This is a genomic window from Massilia sp. ZL223, assembly GCF_018119395.1.
Taxonomy (GTDB): Bacteria; Pseudomonadota; Gammaproteobacteria; order Burkholderiales; family Burkholderiaceae_D; genus Telluria.
The window spans coordinates 1-12578 of the sequence record NZ_JAGPWD010000065.1 but is presented as its reverse complement, the minus strand read 5'-3'; the positions used below and the strand labels follow the sequence as shown (position 1 = coordinate 12578).

The window sequence follows — 12578 nt, the reverse complement described above, 5'->3', positions numbered from 1 at the left end:
CGACCTGGCGGCCACCGAAGCGGTGCGCCGCGCCATGGTGGCGCGCGTCGCGCGCCAGGGCGTCTCGGACCCCAAGGTGCTGGCCGCCATGGAGACGGTGCCGCGCCACCTGTTCATCGAACCGGCCCTGTCGGCCCAGGCGTACATCGATGCGTCGCTGCCGATCGGCCACAACCAGACGATCTCCCAGCCCTACATCGTCGCGCGCATGATCGAAGCGATGCGCGCCGGCGGACAGCTGGAACGCGTGCTCGAGATCGGCACCGGCTGCGGCTACCAGGCCGCGGTCCTGTCCTTCGTCGCGAAGGAGGTGTATTCGATCGAGCGTATCAAACCCTTGCACGAGCTCGCGAAGACCAATTTGCGGCCCTTGCGTATTTCCAACCTCCGTTTGCAGTACGGCGATGGTATGCTTGGCATGCCCCAGGTGGCGCCCTTCGATGGCATTATCCTGGCGGCTGCCGGCCTCGAGGTGCCCCGGGCACTGCTCGAGCAGCTGGCCATCGGGGCGCACCTCGTCGCGCCCGTCGGCGGGCAGGTCCAGCACCTGCACCGCATCACGCGCACCGGCAAGAGCGAGTGGTCCAGCGAGACGCTGGAAGCCTGCCACTTCGTGCCGCTGCGTCCGGGCACCGTATAACGGTGTCCCGCCGTCTGTGGACCAGAACCTAGAATGACAATGAAACAAGCACCTCGTTTAGCACTTCTGACGATAGTCCTCGGCCTCGTTGCCGGCTGTACTTCCACCACCCGCCAGGCGCCGATCGTCGAGCGCACCCCGGCTGTCCAGACCCGCCCGGCGCAGCCGCGCGTCGAAGAGCCGAAGCAGGACGAGAAGGGTATGTACACCGTGCGCAAGGGCGACACCCTGCTGCGCATCGCCCTCGACCATGGCCAGAACTACCGCGACCTGGTTGCCTGGAACAACCTGCGCGATCCGGACGACATCAAGGTCGGCCAGGTCCTGCGCGTGGCCGAGCCGGAAGGCAAGAAGACCGCGGGCGTGACCACCCAGCCGGTGCCGATGCCGCCGCCGGCCACCCAGCCGCCGCGCAAGACGACGCCGCGCGCCGACAAGAAGCCGTACAGCGAGACCAATGTCGCCGAGGCGCAGAAGGAAGCGGCGCCGCGCCTCGAGCCGACGCCGCCGCCCACTCCGGCCGTGGCTGCCGCGCCCAGCGTGACCGCGACCGATGACGACAAACTGAGCTGGATGTGGCCGTCCGACGGCCGCATCATCGCCACTTTCGACGAAGGCCGGAACAAGGGCATCGACATTGCCGGCAGGATGGGCCAGCAAGTGGTGGCCGCCGGCGCGGGCAAGGTAATGTATGCTGGCAGCGGCATCCGGGGTTATGGTAACCTCGTGATCGTCAAGCACAGCAACAGCCTGTTGTCGGCCTACGCGCACAACCGCAAGATTGTGGTGAAGGAAGGCGACAACGTGGCCAAGGGCCAGGTGATCGCCGAGATGGGCGATTCCGACGCTGAACTGGTCAAGCTGCATTTCGAAATCCGCCAGCAGGGCAAACCCGTCGATCCATCGAGGTTCTTGCCCGGCCGATAGGAAGGGTATGACGCAAGAGCCGCACTCGCCAGACCAGGATGTGACGGACGAGTTTCCGGATGAACCGGAACGCGAGGGCGAGCTTGCGGCTGACGGCAACACCGCCGAGGGCATGTTGCCCGGCACCCCAGAAATCGACACGGTCGACGAGCTGCGCAAGGTCTTGCAGGCCGAGCTCGCGACCGATACTACCCAGCACTACCTGAACCAGATCGGCGCGCGGCCACTGCTGACTCCGCCTGAAGAGGTCCACTTCGCCACCTTAGCCAAGGCGGGCGACTTCGACGCGCGCCAGAAGATGATCGAGCACAACCTGCGCCTGGTCGTCTCGATCGCCAAGCACTACATCAACCGCGGCGTGGTGCTGCTCGACCTCATCGAGGAGGGCAACATCGGCCTGATGCGGGCGATCGACAAGTTCGAGCCCGAGCGCGGTTTCCGTTTCTCGACCTACGCCACCTGGTGGATCCGCCAAAGCATCGAGCGCGCCATCATGAACCAGGCGCGCACGGTGCGCCTGCCGGTGCACATGGTGCGCGAGCTGAACCAGGTCCTGCGCGCCAAATACCACCTCGAAGCCCAGAAGCACGACGGCAAGGACGCCTCGGCCGAGGATATTTCCAGCCTGGTCGGAAGGCCGGTGGAAGAGGTGCAGGACATCCTGGCCCTGTCCGAGCACGCGGCCTCGCTGGATGCGCCGCTGGACAACGATCCCCAATCGAGCCTGATGGACATGCTGCCGGACGAGGCCGAGGACAGTCCGGATGTGCGCGCCGAGCAGCACGAGGTGACGGTTTTGGTGCGCGACTGGCTCGCGCGGCTGCCGGACAAGCAGCGCCTGGTGGTGACGCGGCGCTTCGGGCTGGACAACGACGATCCGGCCACGCTCGAGACGCTCGCCGAGGAGATGGGCGTGACGCGCGAGCGGGTGCGGCAGATCCAGCAGGAGGCGCTCATCAAGCTCAAGCGGGCGATGGCGGCGCGTGGGGTATTGCGGGATTCGTTATTGTGAGTTAGCGGTGTGCGTGCAAACTTGGGTTCCGGCCTTCGCCGGAACGACGTGCATAAGCAACCACAAACTGCAGATATCACCACTAACCTAAAAACCGTCGCACGCGCCACTGGCGCCTACGACTCCCGGCGAAGGCCGGGACCCAAGTTCAACATCGCACGAGCAGCCGCCTGCCCCGGTAGCGCCCACCCCAATTCCTTGCTATGATGCCCGCCGGGCCGCTTCCGGCCATTTTTTATTTGTGACTCCCCGCGCAGCCAGCCCTGCGCCCATTCCCATTTCGCCTTCACCATGCAAGAAACTTTCATCGACATCAAAGCCCTTGACGGCGACGCGCGCGGCGTCGGCCACCTGGAAAACGAGGACGGCACGCCCGGCAAGGTGATCTTCGTCGAAGGCGCGCTCCCCGGCGAGCGCGTGAGCTTCGAGACCCTGCGCAAGAAAAAGAACTGGGAATCCGGCCGCCTGGTCACCCTGCAGCGCGCCTCGTCGATGCGCGTGGAACCGAAGTGCCAGCACTTCGGCTACTGCGGCGGCTGCTCGATGCAGCACCTGGAGCCGTCGGCCCAGGTCGCCATGAAGCAGCGCGTCCTCGAGGATAACCTGTGGCACCTCGGCAAAGTGAAGGCCGAAACCATCATGCGCCCGATGTACGGCCCGACCTGGGACTACCGCTACCGCGCGCGCCTGTCGGTGCGCTACGTGGCCAAGAAGGGCGGGGTGCTGGTCGGCTTCCACGAGCGCAGCTCGTCCTACGTGGCCGACATCACCACCTGCGAGATCCTGCCGGACCACGTGGCGAAAATGCTGGTGCCGCTGCGCGAGCTGGTCGGCGCGCTGTCGATCTACAACCAGATGCCGCAGATCGAAGTGGCGATCGGCGAGGAAACCACGGTGCTGGTGCTGCGCATCATGGCGCCGCTCACCCCGGCCGACGAAACCCTGGTGAAGGCCTTCGCCGACCAGTGGAACATCCAGTGGTGGCTGCAGCCGAAGGGCCCGGACACCGCCTATCCGTACTACCCGGAAGGCAAGGAGCTGTACTACACGCTGCCCGAGTTCGGCATCAGGATGCCGTTCAAGCCGACCGACTTCACCCAGGTGAACCACCACATCAACCGCGTGCTGGTGTCGAAGGCGCTGCGCCTGCTGGAAGTGCAGAAGACCGACCGCGTCGCCGACCTGTTCTGCGGCCTGGGCAACTTCACCCTGCCGCTCGCCACCCAGGCGCGCGAAGTCGTGGGCATCGAAGGCAGCACCGCGCTGACCACCCGCGCGCTGGACAACGCCAAGGCCAACGGCGTGTCGGGGAAGACGAGCTTCTACACCCGCAACCTGTTCGAAGTGACCAAGGATGACCTGGTTGCGCTGGGCAAGTTCGACCGCATGCTGATCGACCCGCCGCGCGACGGCGCCATGGCCCTGGCCCTGGCGCTGGCGGAGCTGCGCGAGACGCACGAGGACATGATGCCGCAGCGGATCGTGTACGTGTCCTGCAGCCCGTCGACCCTGGCGCGCGATGCGGGGATCCTGGTGCACAAGGCGGGTTACGTGATGAAGAAGGCGGGCGTGGTGAACATGTTCCCGCATACCTCGCACGTCGAGTCGGTGGGGGTGTTCGAGCTGGGGCCGAAGCCGGTGAAGGGGGCTGACTTTGACGAGAATGCTGTTGTGATTGCGGAGCAGGGCGAGCAGCAGTAAGCGTTGCGTCTGTTAAAACGTGCGTTGAACTTGGGCGGAACAATGCCGGTGGCATTGTTCCGGCCTTCGCCGGAACGACGGTTCATGTGCTGACACTAACAGCGAAAGCTGCCGCTAACCTTAAGACCGTCGCACGCGCCACTGGCGCCTACGACTCCCGGCGAAAGCCGGGACCCAAGTTCGCAGCGCAGCCAAAGCGCTTCCTTGCGCCACTTAAGCATAAAAAAACCGGCCCTCAGGCCGGTTTCTTTTCAGGCAACTAGAACCGCTCAGTCATCCCCGCCCGCAATACCCAGCAGGCGCAGCAGGCTCGTGAAGATGTTGTACACGTCCAGGTAGATCGCCAGGGTCGCGGTGATGTAGTTGGTCTCGCCGCCGTTGACGATGCGCTGCACGTCGAACAGGATGAAGGCCGAGAAGATACCGATCGCCAGCACCGAGATCACGATCGACAGCACCGACATCTGCAGAAAGATGTTGGCCACCGCGGCCAGGATCAGGACGATCACGCCGGCCATCAGCCAGCTGCCCATGCCCGAGAAATCGCGCTTGGTGGTGGTGGCGATGCTGGCCATCACGGCGAACACGCAGGCGGTGCCGCCGAAGGCGGTCATGATCAGGCTGCCGCCGTTCGAATAGCCCAGGGTGTGGCGCAGTAGCGGGGTCAGCATCAGGCCCATGAAGAAGGTGAAGCCGAGCAGGAAGGCCACGCCGGCCGCCGAGTCCTTGGTTTTCTCGATGGCAAACATGAAACCGAACGCGATCGCCATGAAGATCACGAAGCCCATGATGCCGCTGAACATAGCAAGCTGCATCGATACGCCGATATAGGCGCCCAGGACGGTCGGGATCATCGACAGCGCGAGCAGCCAGTACGTGTTGCGCAGAACTTTGCTGCGCGACGCTACCTGGCCACCTTTGGTCAGGTCGATGGTACGTTGCTGTTGCGTACTAGGGAACATATTGCCTCCGGTTGAGTAAAGGATGCCTCAGGTTCAGCATAGCCCAGCCAGCTTAAATCTGCATGAAACAGGCAAAGAAGCACGTGCTGGTAGAAACGACAATGAAACTGGGCGGTTTTTCGCCGCCACTGTAACACTCCGCTTGCCTTGGCCGCAATAGCCTCTATATGGGGGATATATGGTAAAATTAAAGGTTGATTGAGTTCCAAAGTTCTAACGAATTTCTCGATTCTAACCTTTCTTTTTATTGGAGTTTTTACAATGGCAATCGAACGCACCCTGTCCATCATCAAGCCGGACGCAGTTGCAAAAAACGTGATCGGCCAAATCTACAGCCGCTTCGAAGGCGCTGGCCTGAAGATCGTTGCTGCCCGCATGGCACAACTGTCGCGCGCTGAAGCCGAAGGCTTCTACGCCGTGCACGCTGCTCGTCCGTTCTTCAAGGACCTGGTCGACTTCATGGTCTCGGGCCCGGTCATGATCCAGGTGCTGGAAGGCGAAAACGCCATTGCCAAGAACCGCGAACTGATGGGCGCAACCGACCCGAAGAAGGCTGACGCCGGCACCATCCGCGCCGATTTCGCCGACTCGATCGATGCCAACGCCGTGCACGGTTCGGACGCCGCCGAAACCGCCGCCGTGGAAATCGCCTACTACTTCCCGGCACTGAACGTCTACTCGCGTTAATTGGCGCGGGGACCAGTGCCCCGAGCTAATTGTTAGAGTAAACCCGCTCGCCCGAGTCCTCGGGACTGCGCGAGCGGGGAATTTGAATTAAGGACAACATCATGACGACTCTCACCAACCTGCTGGACTTCGATCCCGCGCAACTCGTCGCTTACTGCGCCGAATTGGGTGAGAAGCCGTTCCGCGCCAAGCAGCTGCAGCGCTGGATCCACCAGTTCGGCGCAGCTGACTTCGACAGCATGACCGACCTGGCCAAGTCGCTGCGCGAAAAGCTCAAGACCCGCGCCGAAGTGCGGGCGCCGGGCATCATCAGCGACCACACCTCCCTTGATGGCACCCGCAAGTGGCTGGTCGACGTGGGCAATGGCAACGCGGTCGAAACCGTGTTCATCCCGGAAGAGAACCGCGGCACCCTGTGCATCTCGACCCAGGCCGGCTGCGCCGTCAACTGCCGTTTCTGCTCCACGGGCAAGCAGGGCTTCAACCGCAACCTCACGGTCGCCGAGATCATCGGCCAGCTGTGGATGGCCGAGTTCGAGCTGCGCCGCACCAAGGGCATCGAGCCAGGTCCGAAAGGCGAGCGCCAGATCACCAACGTGGTGATGATGGGCATGGGCGAGCCGCTGCTCAACTACGAACCGACCGTCACCGCGCTCAAGATGATGCTCGACGATAACGCCTACGGCCTGTCGCGCCGCCGCGTGACCCTGTCGACCTCGGGCGTGGTGCCGAACATCGACAAGCTGTCCCAGGATGTGCCGGTGGCCCTGGCCGTGTCGCTGCACGCGTCGAACGACGCCCTGCGCGACGTGCTGGTGCCGCTGAACAAGAAATACCCGCTGCGCGAGCTGCTGGCCGCGTGCAAGCGCTACCTGGAGTTCGCCCCGCGCGACTTCATCACTTTCGAATACTGCATGCTCGACGGTTTCAACGACAGCGACGAGCACGCACGCGAACTGATTGCCCTGGTCAACGACCCGGAAGTGGGCGTGAACTGCAAGTTCAACCTGATTCCGTTCAATCCGTTCCCGGAATCGGGCCTGACCCGTTCCAAGAATCCGCGCATCAAGGCCTTCGCCCAGGTGCTGATGGACGCCGGCATCGTGACCACCGTGCGCAAGACGCGCGGCGACGACATCGACGCCGCCTGCGGCCAGCTGGCCGGCGAGGTGCAGGACCGCACCCGCGTCGCCCAGCGCATGGAGAAGATGGCCGAGTACCAGAAGAAGTTCGGCGCCGACTTCGGGCGCATCGTGGAGATCCCGTCCTGATGCGCGCCGCCGGCAGGGCCGCAACCGCGTTGCTGTTTGTGCTGCTGGCCGGCTGCGCCGGCCCGGGCGCCAATTCCGGCGGCGAGCTGAAGACCGCGTCCGACGAGACGGCGGCCGAGAAGCGCGCCTCGATCCGGGTGCAGCTCGCGGTCGGCTACTACCAGCAGGGCAAGCACGACATCGCCCTCGACGAGGTCAAGCAGGCGATCGCCGTGTATCCGGAGTATGCCGAGGCCTATGGCCTGCGCGCCCTGATCTACACGGAGATGGGGCAGCTGGCCCTGGCCGACGACAATTACCAGCATGCCCTGCGCCTGGCGCCGGGCAATCCGGGCCTGTCGAACAATTATGGCTCCTTCCTGTGCCAGTCGCTGAACAAGCCGGCCCAGGCGATGCGCTATTTCGATGCGGCCATCAAGAACCCGTCTTACCAGACGCCGGTGAGCGCCCTCGTGAATGCGGGCGTGTGCAGCATCAAGAACCGCAACATGGACGCGGCCGAGCGCTACCTGCTCGACGCCTTGCGTCTGAACCCCGAACTGCAGGCCACCAATGCCGGCCTGGCGCGGGTCTATTTCGAGCGGCGCGATTACCAGCGCGCCGGTTTTTTCATTAACCGCCTGATCGAGACAGCGACCCTCGACACGCTCCCGGCCGACACCCTGTGGCTGGCGATGCGCGTGCAGCGCAAGCTGGGCGACCGGACCCATGAAGCCAGCCTGGCTGCGCAGCTGCGCAAGCGCTTCCCCGGTTCGCAGGAGTACGCCGCGTTCGAGCGCGGGGCCTTTGATGAGTGAGACAGACAACATGAACGAGCACGCAGACCAGCCGGGCACCCCGGACAACCCCTCGGGCAACCCGGGCAAGACCCTCCAGTCGCAACGCGAGGCGATGGGCTGGACCGTGGAACAGGTGGCCGACCAGCTCAAGCTGGCGCCGCGCCAGGTGGTGGCGATCGAAGCGGGCGACTATGCTTCGCTCCCGAGCCCGGCCGTGACCCGCGGCTTCGTGCGCGCCTACGCCAAGCTGCTCAAGATCGACGCCGCGCCGCTGGTCTCGATGATCGAACTGAACATGCCGCCGCAAGCGCAGGCAGGCGCCCCGATGGCGCGCCGCGAACAGCGCCCGGCCGCCTTCAACGAAACCCGCTTCCCGATCGGCGGCAAGCGCAACCGCCTGCCGGTGGGCTGGATCGTCGGCGCGCTGGTCGTCGCCGGCGCCGTCGCAGCCGCCTGGCAGCTCGGCGTGTTCCCGGGTAATCGCCCGGCCGCCGACGCCAATCCGGCCGACGGCGTGGTGCTCGAGAGCCCGGTCGGCGCGACCGCACCTGCGAACAATGGCGTTGCTGCGCCGGGTACCGTCCAGGGCCCGCTGAACAATCCGTCCGTGCCCCTGATCTCGGTGCCGGCGCCGGCCTCCGACGCCACGACTCCGGCCCCGACCGGCGCGGCGCCGGGCACGACTGCGCCCGTCACCCCGCCGGCGGCTGCGCCGGCCACGACGCCAGCCACCACGCCGGTCACGACCGTGCCCGCCGGTACCGCGCCGGCCGCTGCGCTTGTTCCGGCGCCTGCCGCTCCGGCTGCCGCTGCCCCGGCCCCGGCCGCCGCCGCGGGCGCCAACGCCCTGGTGCTGAACGTGCGCGAGGATTCCTGGATCGAAGTGCGCCCGGCCAAGGGCGGCCGTCCGCTGATTTCGCGCCTGGTCAAGGCCGGCAGCACCGAGACCATCGAAGTCACCGAGCCGGTGAACCTGGTGGTCGGCGCGCCGACCGGCGTGAGCGCGACCCTGCGCGGCGCCGCCGTGGCGCTGCCGCAATCGCCGGGCAAGACCATCTCGCGCGTGTCCCTGAAATAACGAGCTGAATTACATGACTTCGATGAACGAACCCTGCATCCAGGATCCGATCCCCTCCGGCCCGATGGCCCGACGCGCCAGCCGCAAGGTGCTGGTCGCGCACGGCCAGCGCCAGGTCTGGATGGGCGGCGACGCGCCGGTGGTGGTGCAGTCGATGACCAATACCGACACGGCCGACGTGATCGGCACCGCGATCCAGGTGAAGGAACTGGCGCGCGCGGGTTCCGAGATCGTGCGCATCACCGTGAACACGCCGGAAGCGGCGGCCGCGGTGCCGGCCATCCGCGAGCAGCTCGACCGCATGGAAGTCGACGTGCCGCTGGTGGGCGACTTCCACTACAACGGCCACCTGCTGCTGCGCGACTATCCGGAGTGCGCGCAGGCGCTGTCGAAGTACCGCATCAACCCGGGCAACGTGGGGCAGGGCGCCAAGCGCGACACCCAGTTCGCCCAGATGATCGAGATCGCCGCCAGGTACGACAAGCCGGTGCGCATCGGCGTCAACTGGGGCAGCCTGGACCAATCGCTGCTGGCCCGCATCATGGATGAAAACGCCGCGCGTGCGAATCCGTGGAGCGCCCAGGCCGTGATGTACGAGGCATTGATCACCTCGGCGATCGAGAACGCCGTGCGTGCGGAAGAAGTGGGCCTGGCGCGCGACAAGATCATCCTGAGCTGCAAGGTGTCGGGCGTGCAGGACCTGATCGCGGTCTACCGCGAACTGGCGCGCCGCTGCGACTACCCGCTGCACCTGGGCCTGACCGAAGCCGGCATGGGCAGCAAGGGCATCGTGGCCTCGACCGCCGCGCTGTCGGTGCTGCTGCAAGAGGGTATCGGCGACACCATCCGCATCTCGCTGACCCCGGAACCGGGCGGCGACCGCACCAAGGAAGTCGTGGTCGGCCAGGAGATCCTGCAGACCATGGGCCTGCGCAAGTTCACCCCGATGGTGATCGCCTGCCCGGGCTGCGGCCGCACCACCTCGACCGTGTTCCAGGAACTGGCGGACAACATCCAGACCTTCCTGCGCGAGCAGATGCCGGAGTGGAAGAAGACCTATCCGGGCGTGGAAGCGATGAACGTGGCCGTGATGGGCTGCATCGTCAACGGCCCGGGCGAATCGAAGCACGCGAACATCGGCATCAGCCTGCCGGGTACGGGCGAATCGCCGGCGGCGCCGGTGTTCGTCGACGGGCAGAAGTTCGCGACCCTGCGCGGCGAGCGCATTGTCGACGAGTTCAAGACCATCGTGCTCGATTACGTGAAGAAGAATTACAGCCGCGAGACGGCCGCACAATAAGATAACCGGGCGCGCTTGAGTTGACCCGCGCCCCCAGCACGTCATCCCCGCCTGCGCGGGGATGACGGGAGAAGAGCTAACAATATGTCCAAACCAGAAAAAATCGTCGCCATCAAAGGCATGAACGACATCCTCCCGCAAGACGCACCGCTGTGGGAGCTGTTCGAGAACACCACCGAAACGATCCTGAAGAGCTACGGCTACCAGAAGATCGTCACCCCGATCGTCGAGGAAACCGGCCTGTTCGCGCGCGCCATCGGCGCGGTCACCGACATCGTCGAGAAGGAGATGTACTCCTTCGAAGACTCGATGAACGGCGACAAGCTGACCCTGCGCCCGGAAGGCACGGCCGGCGTGGTGCGTGCGGTGCTCGAGCATAACCTGGTCTACGACGGTCCCAAGCGCCTGTGGTACAAGGGCCCGATGTTCCGCCACGAGCGTCCGCAGCGCGGCCGCTACCGCCAGTTCTTCCAGTTCGGAGCGGAAGCCGTCGGCTTCTCGGGCCCGGACATCGATGCGGAACTGATCATGATGTGCCGCCGCCTGTGGGACGACCTGGGCATCCAGAACGTGCGCCTGGAACTGAACTCGATCGGCAACGCCGACGAGCGCCTGCGCCACCGCGCGGACCTGATCGCCTATCTGGAAAAGCACGAGGACATCCTCGACGCCGAAGCCAAGCGCCGCCTGCACAGCAACCCGCTGCGCATCCTGGACACCAAGAACCCGGCCATGCAGGACATGGTCAACAAGGCGCCCAAGCTGCTCGACTACCTGGGCGAGGAATCGCTGGCCCACCTCGAAGGCCTGAAGAAGATCCTGGACCGCAATGCGGTGCAGTACACGATCAACCCGCGCCTGGTGCGCGGCCTGGACTACTACAACCGCACCGTGTTCGAGTGGGTCACCGACGAACTGGGTTCGCAGGGCACCATCTGCGCCGGCGGCCGCTACGACCCGCTGATCGAAACCTTCGGCGGCAAGGCCACCCCGGCGGTCGGCTTCGCGATGGGCATGGAACGCATCATCGAGCTGATGAAGGGCCTGGGCGAGACCGCCGCCCCGAACCAGTGCGACGTCTACATGGTCCACCAGGGCGAGGAAGCCCAGGCGCAAGCCTTCATCCTGGCCGAGCGCCTTCGCGATGCGGGCCTGGATGTTGTGTTACATTGCGCAACGCCGGCCGGCGCGGGCAGCTTCAAGAGCCAGATGAAGAAGGCCGACGGCAGCGGCGCGGCCTTCGCCGTGATCATCGGCGAGGACGAAGTCGCGAAGAGCCAGGCGGCGGTGAAAGCCATGCGCGGCGAAGCAGGCGAGCAGCAGCAGGCCAGTGTGCCGTTCGAGAATGTGGTCGACTACGTGGTCGACCAGATCGTCGGCGACCACGACCACGATCACGACCACGTGCATTACCACCCGTAACACAGAAGTAGTCAGACCGATCCACCTACCAGAAAAACAGACAAGACAATGGCATACGATCTCGAAGAACAGGAACAGATAGCGACTTTCAAGGCCTTCTGGTCCAAGTACGGCAACATCATCACCTGGGTGCTGATCCTGGCGCTCGGTTCCTACGCCGCGTATAACTTCTGGAACTCGCACAAGCGCACCCAGGCCGCCGAGGCCTCGGCGCTGTACGACGACCTGCAGAAATCCCTGGAAGCCAAGGACAACGCCAAGGTCCAGCGCGTCGCCGGCGACATCAAGACCAAGTACGAAGGCACCGCCTACGCCCAGATGGCCGCGCTGGCCGGCGCCAAGGCCGCCTTCGACGCCAGCGACCTGAAGACCACCAAGGCGCACCTGCAGTGGGCCATCGACCACGGCAACGACGAGTACAAGTCGGTCGCCAAGCTGCGCATGGCGGGCGTGCTGCTGGACGAGAAGGCCTACGACGAGGCGATCAAGCTGCTCGGCACCGACTTCCTGCCGCAGTTCGCCGCCGAAGTGAACGACCGCAAGGGCGACGTGCTGGTCGCCCAGAACAAGCTGGCGGAAGCACGCCAGGCGTACGTCGCGGCCCTGGCCGCCATGGACAAGAACAATCCGGGCCGCCAGCTGGTCCAGATCAAGCTCGAATCCATCGGCGGGACCGCGCCGGCAGAGCCGAAAGCGGCTGAACAGAAGGCGGCTGCTTAAAGTCGATGATTGAACAGGCCCGGGGGGGGGGGCGCCCCCCGGGGGGGGGGGGGGGGGGGGGGGGGGGGCGCGGCGGCCC

At 65.2% G+C, this 12578-nt stretch carries 12 protein-coding genes; 11 read left to right on the top strand and 1 reads right to left on the bottom strand.

Annotation, left to right across the window (positions count from 1 at the left end; all coding sequences use genetic code 11):
• The 4 genes from KBW95_RS23900 to rlmD form a co-directional block, all read left to right on the top strand.
• On the top strand, nucleotides 1-640 hold a 640-nt coding region (locus tag KBW95_RS23900), incomplete at its 5' end, for a protein-L-isoaspartate(D-aspartate) O-methyltransferase (protein ID WP_211529515.1).
• Nucleotides 641-679: 39 nt separating this feature from the next.
• Nucleotides 680-1567 (top strand): peptidoglycan DD-metalloendopeptidase family protein, encoded by an 888-nt coding sequence (locus KBW95_RS23895; protein WP_211527051.1) that lies wholly within the window; start codon nucleotides 680-682, stop codon nucleotides 1565-1567.
• Between the two features lie 7 nt (nucleotides 1568-1574).
• The gene (rpoS, locus tag KBW95_RS23890) at nucleotides 1575-2579 is read left to right on the top strand and encodes an RNA polymerase sigma factor RpoS (RefSeq protein WP_211527052.1); all 1005 of its coding nucleotides are present in this window, start codon (nucleotides 1575-1577) and stop codon (nucleotides 2577-2579) included.
• A gap of 291 nt (nucleotides 2580-2870) precedes the next feature.
• Complete coding sequence (gene rlmD, locus KBW95_RS23885) at nucleotides 2871-4280, top strand: 23S rRNA (uracil(1939)-C(5))-methyltransferase RlmD (RefSeq protein WP_211527053.1); 1410 nt, start codon at nucleotides 2871-2873, stop codon at nucleotides 4278-4280.
• Between the two features lie 269 nt (nucleotides 4281-4549).
• On the opposite strand, the gene KBW95_RS23880 is transcribed toward rlmD, so the two are convergent.
• Nucleotides 4550-5242 (bottom strand): Bax inhibitor-1/YccA family protein, encoded by a 693-nt coding sequence (locus KBW95_RS23880; RefSeq protein ID WP_211529514.1) that lies wholly within the window; start codon nucleotides 5240-5242, stop codon nucleotides 4550-4552.
• A gap of 261 nt (nucleotides 5243-5503) precedes the next feature.
• On the opposite strand from KBW95_RS23880, the gene ndk reads away from it, so the two are divergent.
• The 7 genes from ndk to KBW95_RS23845 all read left to right on the top strand — a co-directional run bounded on the left by ndk (nucleotide 5504) and on the right by KBW95_RS23845 (nucleotide 12499).
• Nucleotides 5504-5929, top strand: a complete 426-nt coding sequence (gene ndk, locus KBW95_RS23875; protein WP_211529513.1) for a nucleoside-diphosphate kinase — start codon at nucleotides 5504-5506, stop codon at nucleotides 5927-5929.
• A 101-nt stretch (nucleotides 5930-6030) separates the two neighbouring features.
• On the top strand, nucleotides 6031-7200 hold the full coding sequence (gene rlmN / locus KBW95_RS23870) for a 23S rRNA (adenine(2503)-C(2))-methyltransferase RlmN (RefSeq protein WP_211527056.1): 1170 nt from the start codon (nucleotides 6031-6033) through the stop codon (nucleotides 7198-7200).
• Nucleotides 7200-7997 carry a type IV pilus biogenesis/stability protein PilW gene (gene pilW, locus KBW95_RS23865; protein ID WP_211527057.1) on the top strand — a complete coding sequence of 266 codons (798 nt, stop codon included), beginning with the start codon at nucleotides 7200-7202 and terminating at the stop codon, nucleotides 7995-7997. The genes rlmN and pilW overlap by 1 nt, the downstream gene beginning before the upstream one ends.
• Nucleotides 7998-8007: 10 nt before the next feature.
• The gene (locus KBW95_RS23860) at nucleotides 8008-9057 is read left to right on the top strand and encodes a RodZ domain-containing protein (RefSeq protein ID WP_211529512.1); all 1050 of its coding nucleotides are present in this window, start codon (nucleotides 8008-8010) and stop codon (nucleotides 9055-9057) included.
• A gap of 13 nt (nucleotides 9058-9070) precedes the next feature.
• Complete coding sequence (ispG, locus tag KBW95_RS23855; protein ID WP_211529511.1) at nucleotides 9071-10357, top strand: flavodoxin-dependent (E)-4-hydroxy-3-methylbut-2-enyl-diphosphate synthase; 1287 nt, start codon at nucleotides 9071-9073, stop codon at nucleotides 10355-10357.
• A gap of 84 nt (nucleotides 10358-10441) precedes the next feature.
• Nucleotides 10442-11779 (top strand): histidine--tRNA ligase, encoded by a 1338-nt coding sequence (gene hisS, locus KBW95_RS23850; protein WP_211529510.1) that lies wholly within the window; start codon nucleotides 10442-10444, stop codon nucleotides 11777-11779.
• Nucleotides 11780-11827: 48 nt separating this feature from the next.
• Nucleotides 11828-12499 (top strand): tetratricopeptide repeat protein, encoded by a 672-nt coding sequence (locus KBW95_RS23845; RefSeq protein ID WP_211527061.1) that lies wholly within the window; start codon nucleotides 11828-11830, stop codon nucleotides 12497-12499.
• Nucleotides 12500-12578: the final 79 nt, after the last annotated feature.